Source organism: Flavobacterium sp. (assembly GCF_965277525.1).
In the GTDB taxonomy this organism is placed as follows: Bacteria; Bacteroidota; Bacteroidia; order Flavobacteriales; family Flavobacteriaceae; genus Flavobacterium.
This window is the reverse complement of the sequence record NZ_CBDIDC010000011.1, coordinates 42817-62682: the sequence shown is the minus strand read 5'-3', so window position 1 is coordinate 62682 and position 19866 is coordinate 42817. Positions and strand designations below refer to the sequence as shown.

13 protein-coding genes are annotated in these 19866 nt (G+C 35.4%); 3 read left to right on the top strand and 10 right to left on the bottom strand.

Going from position 1 to position 19866, the window contains the following annotated elements; genetic code table 11:
* Positions 1-147 precede the first annotated feature (147 nt).
* Positions 148-1674: a RagB/SusD family nutrient uptake outer membrane protein gene (locus ACQY44_RS21320; RefSeq protein WP_428232289.1), complete on the bottom strand. Its 1527-nt coding sequence runs from the start codon at positions 1672-1674 to the stop codon at positions 148-150.
* 6 nt (positions 1675-1680) lie between these two features.
* The gene (locus ACQY44_RS21315) at positions 1681-4824 is read right to left on the bottom strand and encodes a SusC/RagA family TonB-linked outer membrane protein (RefSeq protein WP_428232288.1); all 3144 of its coding nucleotides are present in this window, start codon (positions 4822-4824) and stop codon (positions 1681-1683) included.
* Positions 4825-5266: 442 nt separating this feature from the next.
* On the opposite strand from ACQY44_RS21315, the gene ACQY44_RS21310 reads away from it, so the two are divergent.
* Genes ACQY44_RS21310 through ACQY44_RS21300 form a run of 3 tightly spaced genes read left to right on the top strand, consistent with a single transcriptional unit; the run spans position 5267 to position 9214 of the window.
* Positions 5267-6154 carry a glycosyl hydrolase gene (locus ACQY44_RS21310; protein WP_428232287.1) on the top strand — a complete coding sequence of 296 codons (888 nt, stop codon included), beginning with the start codon at positions 5267-5269 and terminating at the stop codon, positions 6152-6154.
* Positions 6105-8066, top strand: a complete 1962-nt coding sequence (locus ACQY44_RS21305) for a glycosyl hydrolase (RefSeq protein WP_428232286.1) — start codon at positions 6105-6107, stop codon at positions 8064-8066. Before ACQY44_RS21310 ends, ACQY44_RS21305 begins: the two co-directional genes overlap by 50 nt.
* Before the next feature lie 23 nt (positions 8067-8089).
* Positions 8090-9214: a glycoside hydrolase family 88/105 protein gene (locus ACQY44_RS21300; protein WP_428232285.1), complete on the top strand. Its 1125-nt coding sequence runs from the start codon at positions 8090-8092 to the stop codon at positions 9212-9214.
* Between the two features lie 88 nt (positions 9215-9302).
* On the opposite strand, the gene ACQY44_RS21295 is transcribed toward ACQY44_RS21300, so the two are convergent.
* The 8 genes from ACQY44_RS21295 to ACQY44_RS21260 form a co-directional block, all read right to left on the bottom strand.
* Positions 9303-9752, bottom strand: coding sequence for a hypothetical protein (locus ACQY44_RS21295; RefSeq protein ID WP_428232284.1), 450 nt, complete (start codon positions 9750-9752; stop codon positions 9303-9305).
* Between the two features lie 188 nt (positions 9753-9940).
* Positions 9941-10477: a YcxB family protein gene (locus ACQY44_RS21290; RefSeq protein ID WP_428232283.1), complete on the bottom strand. Its 537-nt coding sequence runs from the start codon at positions 10475-10477 to the stop codon at positions 9941-9943.
* A 475-nt stretch (positions 10478-10952) separates the two neighbouring features.
* Positions 10953-11354, bottom strand: a complete 402-nt coding sequence (locus tag ACQY44_RS21285) for a hypothetical protein (RefSeq protein WP_428232282.1) — start codon at positions 11352-11354, stop codon at positions 10953-10955.
* A gap of 736 nt (positions 11355-12090) precedes the next feature.
* Positions 12091-12834, bottom strand: a complete 744-nt coding sequence (locus tag ACQY44_RS21280) for a rhamnogalacturonan acetylesterase (RefSeq protein WP_428232281.1) — start codon at positions 12832-12834, stop codon at positions 12091-12093.
* Positions 12835-13010: 176 nt separating this feature from the next.
* Positions 13011-14354 (bottom strand): glycoside hydrolase family 28 protein, encoded by a 1344-nt coding sequence (locus tag ACQY44_RS21275; protein WP_428232280.1) that lies wholly within the window; start codon positions 14352-14354, stop codon positions 13011-13013.
* Positions 14355-14439: 85 nt separating this feature from the next.
* Entirely contained in the window at positions 14440-16449 is a 2010-nt protein-coding gene (pelA, locus tag ACQY44_RS21270) for a pectate lyase (protein WP_428232279.1), read from the bottom strand.
* A gap of 254 nt (positions 16450-16703) precedes the next feature.
* Complete coding sequence (locus tag ACQY44_RS21265; RefSeq protein ID WP_428232278.1) at positions 16704-18302, bottom strand: glycoside hydrolase family 43 protein; 1599 nt, start codon at positions 18300-18302, stop codon at positions 16704-16706.
* A 321-nt stretch (positions 18303-18623) separates the two neighbouring features.
* Positions 18624-19850 carry a glycoside hydrolase family 88/105 protein gene (locus ACQY44_RS21260; protein ID WP_428232277.1) on the bottom strand — a complete coding sequence of 409 codons (1227 nt, stop codon included), beginning with the start codon at positions 19848-19850 and terminating at the stop codon, positions 18624-18626.
* Positions 19851-19866: the final 16 nt, after the last annotated feature.

Sequence of the window (19866 nt, the reverse complement as noted above, 5' to 3'; positions counted from 1 at the left end):
GTTTGTTTTTAAATACTAAAACTTTAAATTTAAATTAGTTAAACTTTAAAACTATCCTGTGCTTCCCTGTTTCATACGAATTAGGAAATGAAAAAAAAGCTGCCTGAAAAGACAGCTTCTTTCAAAAAATAAAAAGGATCAATTTCATTAATCGTAACCAGGATTTTGCTCGTAAAGACCGGGAACCGCTAAAATTTCTGATAATGGAATTGGGTATAATAACGAATTATTCTCGATGGTTCTGATTTTTCCTTCGGTATCCTCTGCCGCTTTCCAGGCATTCATAATTGCTACTGCTTTACCGGATCTGATTAAATCAAACCATCTGGTTCCTTCAGAAAAGAATTCTTTTCTTCTTTCTTCAAACAACTGATCTAAGGTAACGTTTGCAGCATTTGCCGGAACACCCGCTCTGGTTCGTACTTTATTTACAATATCATCCACTTCTGCCTGTGAACCGCCGCCGCCGTGAAGGGTACATTCTGCCATCAGCATCAATACATCTGTGTAACGGGTAACCATAAAATCAACTCCCCAATCTTCACGACCGTTTCCGTATCGGGCGGGATCAATGTATTTTTTAAAAACCGGTTGCGTATAACTTCCTTTATATGTGCCTGATGCCACGGTATAACTGGTGGCAATACCCGCAATTTTTCTTTTATCAGTTGCAGCAAACAAGTTCAAAAAACCGGTTGAAATTGGTCGAGCTTCTAAAGCGCCTTGCACGGATAAACCAACTGATGCAAAATAAGGCTCATATCCCAACTCTACCATGAAGTTACCTCCAACGGCAAGCGGAAGACTTTGCGTATACGGAATTGTCAGTACATTTTCTTTATTCGCAAGACCTTCTACTTTAAAAATGGGTTCGTAATCAGTATTAAGGGCATATAATCCACTATTTTTAATATCATTTAATTGTTGATATGCTTTGTCCCATTCGCTTAAACCAAGTGTTGCGCCTTCTATTCCGTAGGTCGGACTTGAACGAGTCATGTATACAAGACCCAATAACGCTTTTGCTCCATATTTCGTAACTCTTCCATAATTGGCCGCATCGTATTCCGGAAGAAGATCCGGAATAGCCAGTTCTAAGTCTGAAATGATCAATTTATAAACGTCTGCAACAGGCGTTCTTTTTATTTTAGCGGCTTCCGTCGCTGTCATTGTTCTGTCAATTAACGGAACTTTTCCAAACCATCTTACCAGATCAAAATAACAAAATGCTCTGAGAAAACGAGCTTCGGCCGTCATCGCAGCCCTGTCAGCCGGATTAGTAAAAATCTGATCTCCTTTTTCAGTAATTTTTTCCAATAACTGATTGGCTTTATTAATGGCATTGTAATTACTGATATAGGCCTCTTTTACATAAGTATTTGAACTTATAGAGGTGTAGAAACTATTGATTCCTTCCCAATCTCTTGAAGCCAGTGTTGTGGCTAACAAATTATCTGATCTGGTTTCGCTTAGATTCAGAACCCTGTTGGCATAACCGTAAGTTCCCATTCCGTGAAAAGCTACGGAATAAGTAGCATTTCTCGCCTGAACAAAATCTCCCGGAGTAGCATAGAAATTCTCAATTGTTCCCTGGGACAATGGCAACTGATTCAACTCATCCGTACAAGATGCTACTGCCAATACGACTGCTAGTAAATAAATATATTTTTTCATTTTATTTTAATTAAAATTAATGTTAAGTCCTATCACTAAAGATTTGGCTAAGGGAGCTCCTCCATAATCTACCGGTACAGAAAAATCGCTGTTTGAACTGGCTGATGTATTAGCTGCTTCCGGATTGAAACCTACTTTATATTTATTCCAATAGAACCAGTTTTCTCCTGTTACGTAAAGTCTCATAGTATCGATTCGGCTTAAACCTTTAATCGCTTGTCTCAGGTTATATCCAATTGTAATATTTCTAATACTTACATAATCTGACTTATACAACCAATCTGAATTGGCCTGATATCCAAAAGAAGTTCTCCAGTTTCCTCTTACGGCAGGATCTACATTTAATGAATTTTCTACAGATCCCATCCCGGTACGGTCAATGGCCCTGCCTGTTAACCCGTAAACTGTACCTCCGTTTTGTCCCTGAACCAATACATTTAAATCGATGTCTTTGTATTTGAAAGTATTCGTAATTCCCCAGGTATATTTTGGCGTTGGATTTCCCAAATCTACACGGTCGTCTGAATTGATTTTTTTATCTCCGTTTTGGTCGATATATCGTGGATCCCCCAAAACCAATTTGTTCCCGCCAATTGTGGTTCCTCCCGCATCAATATCAGCTTGGGTAACGACTCCGTTTTGCTGCAATCCGAAGATCGTATACATTGGTTTTCCTACTTCTAATTTTATAAACGGAACTCCTCCGTCATAAGCATTACTGATCTCAATTTTAGACTGATCAGGACCTAATGCCAAAACTTTGTTTTCGTTATGACTGATATTAGCCGATGTTCTCCATTCGAAATTAGGCGTTTTAACGTTTAAAGAGTTTAATTCAAATTCCCATCCCTGATTTTGTACCTCTCCAACATTGGTAAGATAACTTGTAAATCCGGTCGCTCCCACAATAGGAACTCTTAAAAGCAATTCGCTGTTATTTTTTCTGTAGACCTCAAATGTTCCGGAAAGTCTGTTTTTAAGAATTCCAAAATCCAATCCTAAATCGACACTTCGGGATTCCTCCCAGTGCAATGAAGGGTTTGCTATTGATGCAGCTCCCTGCCCTATTGCAGCTGCACCACCAATAGAGTAATTATACGTCGCCAAAGTGGCGTAAGAAGCATAACTACCAATATTGTTACTACCGTTAAGACCTCCACTCGCTCTCAGTTTTAGATCACTAAGCCAATCTACCTCTTGTAAAAATGCCTCTTGTTTTACTCTCCAGCCTAATGAAACTGAGGGAAAAACACCCCATTGCCTGTCAGATCCAAATTTTGAAGAACCATCACGTCTCACACTGGCAGAAAACAGGTATTTTTCTTTGTAGTTGTACTGTAATCTGGCAAAATAAGAAAGCAATGTACTTTTTTCTGCATTTGTAGATCCCAAAGATCCGGTTGGTAATGTTTCAACGGTTGAACTGTTATACAATGCGCCTGAAGACAGCGTTGATCTCATAATTTCATAAGAACTAAAAGACTGTCCTAAAAGCAAATTAATATTATGGTCTCCTATTGATTTATCGTAATTTAAAGTGTTTTCATTTACTAAGTTTTGTCTTCTATAAGTGTTATAAGCTCCCCTGATACTTGCCTGAACATCATTTGGCGTATAACTTTCCGTTGTATTATCTGAATTATCAAAGTTTAAGGTACTCTTCCAGGTAAAACCTTTAGCAAACTGATAACTGGCATAAGTAGAAATCAAAGTTCTGTACATCGAGTTTTTTCCCGTTCTGGCCAGTGCATTCAACATGTTGGTGGTACTGCTGCCCCACATGTATCGGGTTGTATATTTTTCTCCTGCGGCATTAGACGCACTTTCAAAAACCGGCGTTGCAGTAAGTGCTTTAAACAAGGTATTGTCTTTTCCTTCTACCCCCGGATCATTTTTGATAGAATACGAAGGGGCAATGTTAATTCCCATTTTAAAACTTTCCGATAATTTAACATCCACATTCGCTCTGGCAGAAAACAAGGTGTAATCAGTACCAATGATGTATCCCGTATTTTTTTGGTAATTTGCCGATACATAATAATTAACTACATCAGTAGCTCCGGAGGCCGATAATTGGTAGTTATTAAATTCTCCTGTGCGGAAAACCTTGTCCTGCCAATCGATATAATCCAATCCCGGATGTCCCGGAATGTCCCATCTGTCATCATACAAATACGTATAATATCGGGTATTGGCTGTCGTAAGAGGAGCAGTTGGATTTTTTGCATTATACGCTGCAATTCTTTCTGCAGTATTCTGGCTGGCAGATGCACCTGCTATTCCTGATCCCACCCATTGCGAATCGATCATGGTTTTAGCTCTGTCAATCCATCCCTGAGCTGATAACATATCTACTCTGTTCGCCTCTTTATTAACCCCTCCGTAGGTATTAAAAGTAAATTTTGGTTTTCCTTTTTTTCCTTTTTTAGTGGTAATTAAAACGACCCCGTTGGAGGCTCTTGATCCATAAATAGAAGCAGCGGCAGCATCTTTTAATACTTCTATAGATTCGACATCATTAGGGTTCATATTGTCTAACGGACTTCCGCTTGAGAATCCCCCATTGCTATTGGATCCTTCTGTATAAATAGGAAATCCGTCTACCACATACAAAGGTTCATTTCCGGCAGTGATAGATCCGGCTCCCCTGATTTCGATGCTAAAAGGTTGTCCCGGTAAACCTGTAGTTTGTTTGACACGAACACCTGCCACTTGCCCAATCAACCCCTGGTCAATACGTGAAATTGGTCTTTCAGTAAAATTTTCTGTTTTAATTCCTGATATTGCCCCAGTCGTTAGCTTTTTCTTTTGTGTTCCGTATCCAATAACGACAACTTCATTTAAGTTAGCACTTTCTGCATCTAAAGAAACACTATAGGTGTTTGTGGCACCTATTTTTATTTCTTTTTTAAGAAATCCTACGAACGAAAAAACTAAAGTTTCTCCTTCAGAAGCCTTCAGACTAAATTTTCCGTCAAAATCAGTACTGGCTCCCCTATTTGTTCCTTTAACAACTACGTTAACTCCCGGTATAGAGAGTTTGGACGGATCAGTAACCGTTCCTGTAATCGTTTTTTCTTGCGCATAGCCCGATGCATGTAGTAATGCAAAGAAGGCCACAATCAGCAAAAGATTCAGCTTGTTTTTCATAAAAGTTAAAATTTGGTTAGTTTAATAGTTATTCCAAATTTATCCAGAAGTAGTATCCGTAGTATCCTGTAGTATCCTGTTAGATTTCAATAACTTATCTTCATTTTTATGTTTATTTTAACAAATAAAATCTCCAACTATCTGATTTACAATCGCTAATTAATTGAGAAATCAAAAAATATCATATACAAAATTTTAATAAATTATTTTTCATCATTTCATATTTATTTGCCTAAAAAAATAAGAATTACAAAACAAGTTTTTCAATTTGTTAATAATTTCATTTTTACAAATAATAAAAAAAAACAGGATGCTACAGGATAGCATTTTAATATGCTACCGTTACTTTTACTTTATTACAAGCAAATAAAAAATAACATTATCTCATTTTTATTTGCTTGTAATACGAATTTTAGTAACCGCTAAAACCTTTAAGTAACGAATGAAACCAACCCAATTAAATCTTTTTATTACTTTGTTGATTTGCTTTGCTTTTAGTGCTTTTGCACAGGAAATAAATTCTCCCTGGCCTAAATCAGGTACTATAAACCAGCCCTGGACGCGCTGGTGGTGGATGGGGAGCGCGGTCGACAAACCCAACCTCAAAAAAAGCCTGATCGATTTTCATACAGCAGGTATTGGCGGTGTCGAAATCACTCCCATCTATGGCGTGAAGGGCGAAGAGAACAACTTTATCGATTATTTATCGCCAAAGTGGATGGAAATGTTAGATTATACCATCCATGTAGCCGATAGCCTGAACATGCAGGTTGATATGGTTTTAGGAACAGGATGGCCCTACGGAGGCTCTCAGGTTACTTTGCCAAATGCTGCAACTAAATTGATTGTTGAAAAATATGCCCTTAAAAAAAATGAAACCATCAATCGAAATATTACACCGGACAGTATTAAAGAAAAAACTCCTGCCACACTTTTGTACGTTGTCGCCTACGGAAGCGATGGCAGTTTTGTGAATTTAACTGATCAGCTAAAAAAGAATAAAATCAATTCGAAAGATAAAGGAATTGAAGGAAATCCTGTTGCATTACCCAATTCGGCAGAGCCTGATAAACTAAACTGGAAGGCCACTAAAACAGCTTATACCATTTATGCCGTATTTAGCGGAAAAACGGGACAGCAGGTCAAAAGAGCAGCTCCCGGCGGAAAAGGATATACTTTAGATCATTATTCAGAAGATGCTCTGAATGCTTATGTCGTGCCGTTTAATACTGCTTTTAAAGGACGTGAAGGAAAAATTCGTGCTATTTTTAATGATAGTTTTGAAGTCTACGGAACTGATTTTACGCCTGACTTTTTTGAGGAATTTTAAAACGCTTAGAGGGTATGATCTAAAAAAAGAATTGCCTCTTTTATTGAATGAAACAGACAATGAAACTGGTAACCGAATCAGAAGTGATTACCGACAAACGATAGGCGATTTGTTGCTGAATAAATTTGATAAATCCTGGACCAGATGGGCGCATTCAAAAAACTTCAAAACCAAACTTCAGGCGCATGGTTCCCCTGGAAATCTCATCGATTTATACGCTTCTGCAGATATACCGGAATGCGAGACTTTTGGCTCTATGCCATTTGATATTCCGGGTTTCAGACGCGAGAAAGAAGATATCAGAGAAGGAGATGCTGATCCGGTTATGTTGAAATTCTCCTCATCTGCAGCCCATATCTCAGGTAAAAATCTTGTTTCTTCCGAGACTTTTACCTGGCTTAGGGAACATTTTAAAACTGCCTTATCGCAATGCAAACCAGAAGTTGAAGATTTAATGTTAAACGGCGTCAATCATGTTTTCCTGCACGGCTCTACTTATTCTCCCACCAGGGCAACCTGGCCGGGCTGGCAATTTTATGCTGCTGTAAATTTTAATACCAATAATACTATTTGGGAAGATGCTCCCGCTTTGTTTTCGTATATAGCCAACTGCCAATCACTATTGCAACAGGGAAAATCTGATAATGAAATCTTACTCTACTGGCCTATTTTTGACACTTGGGATAAATATCAAAAAGGGACTCTGTTCTTTCAATTCAAAATACATTCTTTATCAGAATGGTTGTATGAAACTTCATTTTATAACACCACAAAAAACCTGATCAAAAAAGGATATGGTGTTGATTTTATCTCTGATAATTTCATAGCCGAAGCCAAAGTTGTAAAGGGAAAAATCATATTGCCCGGAGGGAGTTTCAAATCTTTGATCGTTCCGTCATGCCGGAAAATGCCACTTGCCACCCTGCAAAAACTAATTGAATTACAAAAATCAGGTGCTTCCATTATTTTCGAAGGACTACCTGAATCAGTTCCGGGATTTAAGGATTATAAAAAGCAGGAACAGCAACTTCAAAATCTTTTAGCAGCCAATAAAGCATTGATACAACCGGCATCGGATATTTTTAAAGCGTTAGAAAAAGCCCATCTGTATCCGGAAACTCTTGTCAGTACTGGTTTAAAATTTACCCGAAGAGCAATGGATGGTGAAAAAATTTATTATTTAGTCAATCATACACCTCAGACGATTGATACTTTTATCCCACTGCAAATTGGGAATAAAGAAGTAGTGATTTTCGATCCTCTTACCAGAGCATACGGAAATGCGGACGTTATTAAAAATGCCAATACAACCTCTGTTAAACTCAAAATAGAACCGGGGCAATCTTATTTTCTAAAAACAGAAAATACGGTCTCCCAAAAAAAATGGAATTATTATGAACCGGCTGCTGATCCCATTGTCCTAAAAGGAAACTGGCACATCACGTTTGACAAAGGCGGTCCTAAACTGCCTGCAGGCGCCATCCTTTCAGATTTAGAATCCTGGACCGAACTAAGTCCTGACGCAACAGCTTTCTCGGGAACAGCTACTTATAAATTAGAATTTAACACTACGGATTCTAAAACTGAACATTGGAATTTAAATTTAGGAGACGTCCGTGAAAGTGCAAAAGTCTGGCTTAATGATGAATATATAGGTACTGCATGGTCTGTACCTTATCAATTGAAAATGAACAAATTAAAATCAGGAAAAAACACTTTAAAAATTGAGGTGACGAATCTTTCCGCCAACAGAATCAGGGATATGGAACTAAAGGGCCAGGAATGGAAGATCTTTTATGAAATCAATATGGTCGATAAAGATTATAAAAAATTTGATGCTACTAAATGGAATCCTGTTCCATCAGGATTGTTAGGGCCTGTTACGATTACTCCCCTAAAACAACAAAACTAATTCTTAAATACCGAATACTAAAAATGAGAAAGTTACTTTTATTTTTCGCGATATGCCTTTCCTGCTTTAACGCCTCAAATGCTCAACAACTGTTTGATAAAAAACTGGTGCTTCAACAAATGATACTTGCCAATGATTATTTCATGCAAAAATGGCCCGAAACCGGCAAAACTATCATTACCAATAAAGAACGTCCCAGTAACATCTGGACAAGAGGCGTTTATTATGAAGGACTTATGGCTTTACACGAAATTTTCCCAAAGGAAGCTTACTATAATTATGCCTATTCGTGGTCAGAGTTTCATAAATGGGGATTTAATGGCGGCAATACCACTCGTAATGCTGACAATTATTGCGCTGCCCAAACGTATATCGATTTATACAATTTAGAACCGGACCCCAAAAAATTAAAAAATACAAAAGCCAACATCAATATGCTTTTGAATACACCTCAGGCAGACGATTGGTCCTGGATTGATGCAATCCAGATGGGAATGCCTGTTTTTGCTAAACTGGGCGTTTTAGAAAAAGACAATCGCTATTTCGAAAAAATGTACCAAATGTATTGGTATTCCAGAAATACTCACGGAGATCACGGACTTTTTAATCCAAAGGATGGTTTATGGTGGCGTGATGCTGATTTTGATCCTCCCTACAAAGAACCAAACGGTCAGGACTGTTACTGGAGTCGTGGGAACGGCTGGGTGATTGCGGCCCTGGCAAAAGTGCTTACAATTATACCTGAAAATGCACCTCACAGGGCACAATATGTAAAAGACTTAAAAATGATGGCTAAAGCCTTAGCTCCCATTCAAAGAGCAGATGGTTTCTGGAATGTAAGTTTACATGATCCTACCCATTTTGCAGAAAAAGAAGCCTCTGGAACCGCTTTGTTTGTATACGGAATGGCGTACGGAATCAATAGTGGCATTTTGAAAAAGGAAACATACTTACCTGTCGTTCAAAAAGCCTGGAATGCGCTGACTACCGAAAGTTTACATACAAATGGCTTTCTGGGTTATCTTCAGTCAACAGGCAAAGAACCCAAAGATGGTCAGCCATTATCCTATGATAAAATCCCTGATTTTGAAGACTATGGCTTAGGTTGTTTTTTATTGGCAGGTTCCGAAATTTATAAAATGAAATAGAACTGTTTATAGTAAACTACAAAAAAAATGTAGCATATCTAATTGACAGATATACTACATTTTTTTATTCGTACTAGTTTAATTCCTTCTACATCAGAAAGAATAAAGCTTTATAAAAAGTGTCAAACTTTGTTGAAAGAATATTTGAAGTTGGAAACTTTGGTTCTGACAATTGCGGCACAACATCAGATTTGCTATTAAAATGCAATTTTAATTCTTTGATGATTTCAACTCTTGTTTTAGAACTGTCTAACAAAATAAAACTTTTAACTTCTTCTAAAAAAGACAAACTATCGTATAATTGTTTATCGAATAGACAAACTAAAACATTAATTCCTTTTTTATCCAATTTAAAAAATTCTATCAATTCAGCCTTATCATAAACAACAAAAATAGAACGATCAAACTCTTTAGATTCGTTTTCATTTTTACAGACAAAACATTCTTCAAAAAAATCAAATTCCTCTTTGAATTTTCTCTTAAACATTTTTATAAAAAGTCGTTTGTTGTCACGCACTAAAATTTTTCCTTTTTCCATTTTTAATTTCTTTAAAAGTAATTTAGAAATTACCTAACCTGTATGTTTATTCCGGACACCCCTAAAACAAGAGTTAGCACATTAATATTCAAACATTTAAAATAACAGTGCAAAGATAAATTAAGAGCCCCAAACAAATCGGCACAATAAATTATAATTGTATCAGAATAAGGTTTTTTTCCTCTAAATCAGACTTTTGAAATTTGAGTTACATTACTTTCTACAAAAGCGATTAACTCATCCATCTTTCGTTCTTTATTGCCTTTATTCGAAATTGAAATAATATATCCGTTTCTGTCTTTTACATAAAGAAAGAAAAAATCTTTAGTCAAAATTGCTTTTTCGATTTGCGCCCAATCATGGACGAATTCCCCCAAAGGAGAATGAACACAAATGCCGGAATTATTAAAATTGAATTTATACCTGCTACTGAACCTGTTATATTTTTCAAGCTTTTTAGCAAACTGAAAAATAACCTTAATGATTATGTTTACAAAAGAATATTGAAAAGTAAGAAACAATATAATGAGAATGAGATTGCGCACGATCCATTTAATGAAATCGATATCATCATTAAAAAAATCAAAAAACAGTGCTAAGAATAAAACAATTCCGCAAAAAATAGTTACTCTTTCTTTGTATATACATTTAAAGTACATCTTATTTAACTTTCTTATTTCTGACAGGTTCAGGTCAAATTCTAAGGAAAAAGTAGTATGATTCATAAATATGGATTGTCTTTGTGGTATAATTATTTTCTGCTTTAAAAAAGGGCTTATTTTATTCGAAAAGAATAACACAACATTAAAAAAGTATGAATCAAAATTAGGGATATATCCCAAGCCTCTTATCCATATTAGGATTTTAAAATAACAGAATAAGACTTATTCTATCTCTAGTAAGGTTGTAAAAAGTAGAGTACCTGCAAACAAAACAGGATTGCTGATTCGCCAGTCATTAAAAAAAACTACACGCAAATTTTTCAATCGCGTATGACAGTAGCATTACGTCATTTCGGAGAATCATCTCAAATACAAAAAACCTGATTACAATTATTTTATAGTGATTTTAAAAAAAAAACACCAAAAAAATTATAGCAAAATAAGCACAGTAATTTTAATGATGAGTATAAGTGATGAGTAATCAATAAAAAAATAAAAGCAGAATTTACTATTGCTAGTATATTCTGCTTTTATTCCATTAAAAAAGCTTTACATCAAGGAAACAAATGCTATAAAAATTTTTCAACTTTGTAGAGATAACATTAGAAGCCGGTATTGTAATTTCTGATATTTGTGGTACAGTATCAGCTTTACTTTTAAAATGCAATCTTAATTCTTTAATAATTTCAATTCTTGTTTTGAAGTTGTCTAATAAAAATGAGTTTTTAACTTCTCCTAAAAAGGATAAACTATCATATAATTGTTTATTGAATAAGCAAACTAAAACATTTTCCCCTTTTTTATCCAATCTTAAAAAATCCAAAAGTTCAGACTTGTTGTAAACGACAAATATAGAGCTATCAAAATCTATCTGTTCACTTTTACACAAAAATGAATTTTCTGAAAAATTAAATTCATGAACGAAATTTTTTTTAAACATTTTTAAGAATACTCCATTATTGTCATGAAATACGTTATTATTTTAAGTTTTAATTACAATAAAAAAAGAGGCATTGTATGCTTAAAAAATAATGAAGGCAGGTAGTAGTAAAAATCGTTATAAGATAATCATCATGAGGATGAAATTAAAAACTATAGGCTGATAAAAAACAACAATTAGGTACTAACTGCATTTTTACATCCGCTAAGTTACTGAAATTCAGACTACAAAAAACAAGAGATAGAAAATTTTGTTAATTTTTTTATTTTTTTAACTAAAATATACCACCAGTATTAATTATTCAGAAGAAGAAATTTAATAATTTTTCCAGGGAAATAAAAGGTTAAAAGATAATTATAATCAAAAAAAAACGTCAAAATCATTGAAATAAATTCTTTCCCTATTGAATACCAATAGCGCGTTTTAGAGGAATCTATTTTAAAGATGTTAAAAAAAGGGTGTTAAGAAGTAAGTTCTTAAACATAAGTACTTACAAAAATATACAAATAGAAAAAAAGAGAGAACCTAAATTCTCTCTTTCTAAAAAAAATCTTCAAAATATTAAAATAGAATACTAAGAATAACCAAAAACAATTTACTTTCTAACAAAGTTTCTTAATATTAATGCAAATGTCTTAATGATTATGAACTTAATTTACCTTTAAAAAATTTTAAAGTATCAGAATAAGACATCTTTCCGTTATTGATCTAAAAATTTGATTATCAAAGACAATCTTTACTTAAGTCCTTTTTTAATTTTTTCTAAAGAAGGGTCTGTTGATTCTTTAATCTGATTTACCACAATTTGAGCTACTGCTGTTGCTCCTATCAATGACAGGTGTGTATCATCAGCCTTGTCTTTATCGTAATAGGCATTTTCACCAGCTTTAAAATGCAAATGCAATTGCTTTGATTTTTCAGGTCCGTAAGATTGTTCTAATAGTTCTGTATAGTATTCTAAGTCAATAAAAGGAACTTTATACTCCTGTGCTATCAATCTGGTTTCTAAAGGATAATCTCCATGTGTTGGTATTAATACTCCTTTTTCATTAAAATTACGTCTTGCTATAGAAGTCAGTAATATGGGAGTTGCCCCTTTTTCTCTGCTTTCTTTTACAAAGCGAATCAAATTATATCTATAGGCTGTATGCGGATTGGTATATCGCGTCGAATCTTCTATTTTTTCATCGTTATGCCCAAATTCAATAAAAACATAATCCCCTTTTTTTAGTTTTTTATAAATAGAATCCCATCGTTTTTCATTGATAAAACTTTTAGTACTTCGACCGTTTACAGCTTTATTTTCAACTATAAAATTTGGTGCAAAAAAAGGCTGTAAAACTTGTGCCCATCCATGTTCAGGATTTTTGTCCGGATCTTTTTTATTGGCCATTGTAGAATCGCCGATAGTAAAGATCATCGTTTTTTGTGCAAAACATGTTGTCGAAATTAAGCAGATAATTAATAGATAATATTTCATTTTTATTCGGTTTTTCGATTGTGTTAATTTGTATTATTCTTTGTGGAGCTACTGGCGTGTCCTTCGACTTCGCTCAGGATGACAAGATAGCGATGAAGCTTTTTCTCTTTGCTCCTTTGAAACGTAAAAAAGCTTAGTAACATAGCAAATCAGCACTTTAGCACCTTTTAAAAAAACTATTTCGCTGCCGTTGGAACCGTTGCTTTCTCTCCTATAAAAACTTCATTCAACAGGACGTTCTCAGCATTTGTACTTGAAATGGCATTTTTAGCCCATTTGATATCGATATTGTTTAAAGAGATATTACGTACCTTTTTGTCCGGAAATCCCTGAATTACAATTCCTGATGCTGTAGCTTTATTGCAGGTAATATTCGAAAAAGAAATATTCGATATCTCTGACTGAAAACCACTTCCTTCTCCATGGTAATTGGCCGTGATATATAAACAATCTTCTACCTCATCGAGTTGGATGTTTCGAACAAATATATTTTTGATAAAACCACCTCTGTCCGCATTGGTTTTTAAATAAATCCCTCTTTTTAAGTAACCAACCGTTTTACAATTTTCTACATATACATTCTGCACTCCTGCTGACATTTCACTCCCTATTACAACGCCATGAAGTCCTTTGAAATTACAATTTCTAATCACGATGTTTTCGCTTGGCGTTTCTGAATTGGCTCTTCCTTCATGATCTCTTCCCGCCTTAATAGCCACATTATCATCGCCATTATCAAACGTCACATTTTCGATTAAAACATCTTTAGCATATTCAGGATCGATACCATCATTATTATAATTTAATGATTTGTAGCTGACTCCACGAACGGTAATACTTTGCGATTTTAGCAGATGCAGACACCAAAAAGGTGAATTTTCTATTCGGATATTTTCGACCAGAATGTTTTTGCAATTAAAAAACTGAATCATCTGGGGACGTAAAAAATATCCTTCTCCAAATTTCCTGTCTTTTAATGCAACGGCATTGTGATTCATGCCACGGCTTAGGTTTTTCCCTGCACCTTCTTTTGCTTTAAAGCTTTTCCAAACCTTACCTCCTTCTCCATCAATTGTTCCTTCGCCTGTTATGGCAATATTAGAGCATTCGTAGGCATAAATCAACGGACTGTAATTGTACAACATTGTGCCTTCCCAACTGGTTAAAACCATGGGCAAATAATCTTCCGGCCTGTCGCTGAATTTGATTTTTGCGCCTTTCTCTAACTTAAGATTCACATTGCTCACAAAATGTATTGGTCCATTAATTTTATAAATTCCTTTAGGGACAATTATAGTACCGCCATTGTTCTTTTTGCACAATGCCATTGCTTTGTCAAATGCGGCTTTATTGTTGAAAACAGAATCTCCTTTTGCACCTAACTTTTGCACATTTATTTGATAAGAAGGAATTGACGGCAGCTGAATTCTATTGACAATTGAATCTACTTTAGCCGACGGAAATTCGCTATGCTGCGCAAAAGATGCCCATGAAATCAATAAAAGGAGTAAATATTTCATATTTTTTTTAGTTTCTAAGATACTAAATCATTCAGTATCTAAGATTAATAATCTAAAAATTCAAAAAAATTAGCAGCTTAAAAGCTTAGTTTGAATACCAATTAGAAATCGAGTCTTTTAGGATATTTTCTATGGTATATTTCTCTGCTTCTTTTTTTTGAAGTTGGTGTGACCACGCCACTCTTTTTGTTGGCTGAAATCCTTCACCTTTGCAATTATATTCAGCATATAAAGCATTTTTTTCGGCTTCCGGTTTTGACCAGTTTTCCCAGCCTTCCGGTCTGATCTGTTTCCCCATATCGCAATTGATATAAACCGTTTTAGCATAAATACGCCAGGGTCTTCCTAAATAAACCGCTGTTGCAGCCGTTTCAGCCGTAAGTTGACAATCTTTAAAAACAAAACCAAAAGGAATATTTTGTGGTGTAGAAGCCGCTGTAATATAGGAACTTTTGATGCTGTGAATCTCGCAATTTTCAAATAAAGCTGTTGCGCCTCCAAAAATAAAATCAGTTGTTCCCTCGATATAACAATTTTTAAAATACTGTTTGGCTTCTTTTCCAGACAAGTATAAAGTATCCTGATTCCCCAGAATATTACAATTCGAAATCTTTGCGCGATTTGCCACAACAGACAATGCAATGGCCTGACCGTTATCGCCTGAAGCATTTTTAAACGTTAGATTCGAAGCTGAAAAATCATCTCCTTCCACCAAAACCGTTGGTGTATAAAAGGTACTGTTTCTTCCTAAATTGATTTTAGAGAAATTGTCATCAAAAGTAATAATGGTATGCTCTTTACTTTCTCCTACCAAAGCTAAATGCGTGTTCCATTCCGGAATTCGGACTTTTTCATTGTAAATTCCATTTTTTACAAACACTGTCACTTTTTCATAAGGAAAAGAAGGACTCGCATTTATAGCATCCTGAATTTTGGTAAAGTCACCTGAACCATCTGAAGCAACGGTAAAGTAGTTCATTTTCTTTTTATCTGAGACTTCTGTCGACGTAACTTTAACTCCGTTTTTGATTGCCCAGGACGGATATTTTTTCAACACATCTTTTGGTGCATCTGAATACCAGGAATAACCATTTCGCCTTTCAGAACCTATATCATCGATAGATTTTTTCTTTATTCCGTCACGATCACAAAAGAAAGGTTCATTCGTCTCCAGGTCCATAAATCTCGCCCAGATTGGTGCTGCATTTTGGCTAATGATCATTTTCTTATCAATAACTTTTCCTGCATCATTTACTACACGTTTTTCTTCAAGGTTTGTAATTTTTGTTTTTTCGAACCAGGCATCAGCACTTTTAATTGTCGTGATTATTTCTGCAGAAGGTTTTTCGATCGACATTAAAAGCAATACAATTTTAGCCGATTCGTATCCGCTTAGCGATGCCAACTCAAAAGCTCTTGCGTTTGCCGGTGCCAAAGTAAATTCATCATGCTGCGCACACCAGGCTGTTAAAACCCCGTTTTGCTTGTATTGTGTTTTTAGGATACAATCAATTCCTTTATCAAAAGATTTTTTCGCTTTTTCGACAATTTCCTTTGATGGTTTTATACTATAAAAATCACTTCCTTCACTTACTTGTTTCAGTATGTTCAGGATATTGACCATCGAATCATCATTGTACGTAATATGGGTATAATATCCTTTTTTTAAAGGATAAAACTGAGGCCATCCACCGTTGTTATACTGCGCTTCTAACAAATAATTAAGTCCTTTCAAAAAAGATTCCTTGTATCGATCGTCTTTAACCTGAGCGTACATTTTTGACATAAAAAGCATTTCCTGACACGTTGCACCGTTATCAGTAGTGGTTTCCTTTGTTGTTTTTTTGATTGCCAGTAAATCCTTTTTTTGTGCAGGAGTTAATTCTTGCTGCATTTGGATATTCTTTGGCCATCCGCCAATGTCTCTTTGATATAACAATACGTTTTCGGCTATTTTTTTAGCTTCCTCCGTACCAAACCAGCCTACATCGTTTTTACGAATAATATCCGACCAGTTTTTATAGGTATTCTGAGCATTAACGCCAAAACTAATGCTGAAGAAAACTAACACTATTATTTTTTTAAGTTGAATCACTTGTATATTTTTATATTCGTTGAACATATTTATTAAAACACATAGGTACATAGTTTTACAAAACCTAAAAAAGGTGTTTCACTTGAAATAAATCAGCGAAAATCGGTTTAATCCGTTCAATCTGTGAGCTATTTTTTTTTCTCGCAGATTATGCAGATCATGCAGATTTTTTTTAAACTGTTTATCATCCATAATTCATTTCTTTTTACTTTTTAGAAAAACTTTGTTCCTTTGCACCTTTTTCCTCTTTTTTGTTACTTTGTCATTCTAAACCAATCTACAGCTACATTTCCCGAATCATTTGTTACTTTCTGGCTCAGGGCAAAAAGACCGACTTTTGCACCTATCCATTTTCCTTCTTTAGCAACAAAATCAGAACCAATGGACTGATATTTTTTATCATCTAAACTATAAAAGAAACTGCAAACACCTCCTTTTTTAATTTTTACCCTAAGGTAAATGGTATTGTTTGTGATTAAAACCGGCGTTGTTTCTGTTTCCGAAATTTTCTTATCGAAAGTTCCGGTTTTCTGATTCAAGTACAATTTTCCGTTCTCATTTTTTAAATTCAAATAACTGTAATCTAAGCCCATGATGATAAGTCCTGTAGATTCTCCGTTTAACCTCGTGTTAAAAGTTAATTGGGTAGTTGCAGTAAATTCTTCGGCAGGGAATTTTTGAAGCAATAAATTTGGAGCATCAAAAATTTTCTGATTGTCTTTTAATGTCGTTTGACAAAATAAATTCAGGTATCCCAAACTGGTCGGGAATCCCCAATTGATTTGAGCATTTGCATGCCATTGCCATTGCAACCCTAATTTTGGTTCATTAAACTCATCTGATTCTGCCGGGGTTTCTATTGGATATTTCTTGCCTACATCTGGTTTTTTAAATGTGGTTACCGGTTCTCCAATTCCGTTTTTATCAAAATCCTGCCCCATCACCGGCCAGTCTTTTTCCCATTTCATAGGCTGAAGATGCACAATTCTGCCGTAAGCCCCTTTGTCCTGAAAATGAATAAACCAATCTTCACCAGTTTGTGTTTGTACCCAAGCCCCCTGATGTGGGCCATTTATAGCTGTTTTTCCTTGTTCCAGCACTTTCTTCTTTTCATAAGGACCGTACACATTTTTTGATCTTAAAACAGTTTGCCAGCCCGTAGCAACACCACCGGCAGGAGCAAAAATATAGTAGTAATTATTTCGTTTGTAAAATTTTGGCCCTTCGATAGTTCCTTCACTTTCATGCCCGTCAATGACCATCACTTCATCGTTGTTGGCCACTGTTCCTTCTGCATTCATACTGCAAACTACGATCAGACTTTTTATTTGTGCGCGGCTTCCGGCAAAAGCATGAACGAGATATACTTTTCCGTCATCATCCCATAACGGACTTGGATCTATAAGTCCGATTCCTTCTTTTACCAAAAGTGGTTCTGACCACGGGCCTTCTGCTTTTTTGGCTTTTATCATATAAATTCCAAAGTCAGGATCGGGGTAATAAATATAGAATTCATTATTATGAAAAGTAATACTTGGCGCCCAAACCCCATTGCCATGCTGTACTTTATTAAAAGTTTCAAACGGCGGTTGTTTTAGCAAAGCATAACTTACTATTTTCCAATTAACCAGATCTTTAGAATGCAAAATAGGCAAGCCCGGAATACAATTAAAAGACGAAGCTGTCATGTAAAAATCATCTCCTGCACGAACCACATCGGGATCTGAATAATCGGCATGAATAATAGGGTTTGTATAGGTTCCGTCTCCATTATCCGGTACCCATACCTGAGCAAAATTCTCTTGTATTGAGAATAGTGATAAAAGAAGAAACAGTGCTTTTATGTTTTTCATTTTTGGTAATGATTACTTTTTAGTTAAACCCGACAGGTTTTAAAACCTGTCGGGTTTGTCGCCGTTTTTGTTCTGCGAGGAATTTCTTGGCTTCCTTCGACTCCGCTCAGGATGACAAACTGATAGATTAACCTTTATATCCAGATTATTTATTGAATCCCTATGCCGTAAATTTATCAACACATAGAAACATAGATTCTATCTTAAAAAAGAGTATTAAAAAGAAACCCGTTTCGCTCACATAGCCATGTGTATTTAAACAAATGAAATGCCTTTTTTTGTTAATTTACAATATCTATGTTTCTATGTCTTTAAATTTAATTATCTGTTCAATTCTAAAGCAGCCAAAATAAATGGTCCGGTCGCTTTAGGATCGTTGTCTTTTTTTCTTTCGTTTACGTAATATTCGTATGAACCGTCGCGATAAGGGGTTCCGCCTAAACCGGCAACCTGACAAGCTTGTGTAAGAGTAATTCCTCCATCAGCATCAACTTTTGTGATCAGTTTCGTAGTCAGGCCATCGAAAGCTTTATTGGCCAGTTTTTTATATTTTGCAGGCAAATATCCTTTGTTGGCTCCTTTTGCAAAAGCATAAGCAAACATCGATGATCCTGATGCTTCAAGATAATTTCCTGCTGCAGCGCCTTTGTCAGTTACCTGATACCATAATCCTGTTTTAGCATCCTGAAATTTAGCCAAAGCTGCCGAAGCATTATTTAGATACTTTACTAATTCTTTTTGTTTTGGATGCTCTTTTGGCATATAATCCAATACGTCAACAAGTGCCATTACGTACCAGCCCAAAGCTCTTGACCAGAAATTTGGTGAATTACCTGTTTCTTTATTGGCCCACGGCATTTGTTTACTTTCATCCCAGGCATGGTACAACAATCCCGTTTTTGGATCTGTTGCATGCAATTGAATCAATTCGAATTGTTTGGCGATATCATCAAAACTTTTTCCTCCTTCAAAAGTAGCTGTGTATTGGGCATAAAATGGTTCTCCCATGTACAAACCGTCTAACCACATTTGGTTGGGATAAATTTGCTTGTGCCAGAATCCGCCACTTTGTGTACGGGGTTGCTCTGAAAGTTGCTTGCGCACTAATTGCATTGCTTTTAGATATTTTTCTTCTTTTGTTTCTGCATAAATAGCAAAAAGCAAACGTCCCGGTACTACCAAATCGATATTGTATTTATCAAATTCATAGGTATTAATGGTTCCATCAGCTTGTACCAACTCATCTACATAACCTCTTATGTAAGCTTTGTAACGAGGATCCGGATTTTTTTTATGCAATTCTTCGATAGAATGTAAAACCAAAGCGTGAACATAATCCCATTTTGGCTTTTTAGAATCGTCGATCATGTAGGCTTCAGGATGGCGTTTCATTAAAGTTAAAGCCATTTTATCAGACCACTTTAAGTCTTTAGAAATTACGATTTCTTGCTTTGCAGGTTCTTGCGAAGTCACCTTACAGCTTGTAAAAGCCATCAAACAAACTAAAGCAACCGATGTAAAATAACCTTGTCTTTTATTATTTTTCATTTTAAAATATATTTAA

Coding starts and splice junctions, on each gene's coding strand:
- ACQY44_RS21315 (WP_428232288.1), bottom strand. CDS start 4,824: ATGAAAAACAAGCTGAATCTTTTGCTGATTGTGGCCTTCTTTGCATTA.
- ACQY44_RS21310 (WP_428232287.1), top strand. CDS start 5,267: ATGAAACCAACCCAATTAAATCTTTTTATTACTTTGTTGATTTGCTTT.
- ACQY44_RS21265 (WP_428232278.1), bottom strand. CDS start 18,302: ATGAAAAACATAAAAGCACTGTTTCTTCTTTTATCACTATTCTCAATA.
- ACQY44_RS21320 (WP_428232289.1), bottom strand. CDS start 1,674: ATGAAAAAATATATTTATTTACTAGCAGTCGTATTGGCAGTAGCATCT.
- ACQY44_RS21280 (WP_428232281.1), bottom strand. CDS start 12,834: ATGAAATATTATCTATTAATTATCTGCTTAATTTCGACAACATGTTTT.
- ACQY44_RS21290 (WP_428232283.1), bottom strand. CDS start 10,477: ATGAATCATACTACTTTTTCCTTAGAATTTGACCTGAACCTGTCAGAA.
- ACQY44_RS21300 (WP_428232285.1), top strand. CDS start 8,090: ATGAGAAAGTTACTTTTATTTTTCGCGATATGCCTTTCCTGCTTTAAC.
- ACQY44_RS21295 (WP_428232284.1), bottom strand. CDS start 9,752: ATGGAAAAAGGAAAAATTTTAGTGCGTGACAACAAACGACTTTTTATA.
- ACQY44_RS21285 (WP_428232282.1), bottom strand. CDS start 11,354: ATGTTTAAAAAAAATTTCGTTCATGAATTTAATTTTTCAGAAAATTCA.
- ACQY44_RS21260 (WP_428232277.1), bottom strand. CDS start 19,850: ATGAAAAATAATAAAAGACAAGGTTATTTTACATCGGTTGCTTTAGTT.
- ACQY44_RS21275 (WP_428232280.1), bottom strand. CDS start 14,354: ATGAAATATTTACTCCTTTTATTGATTTCATGGGCATCTTTTGCGCAG.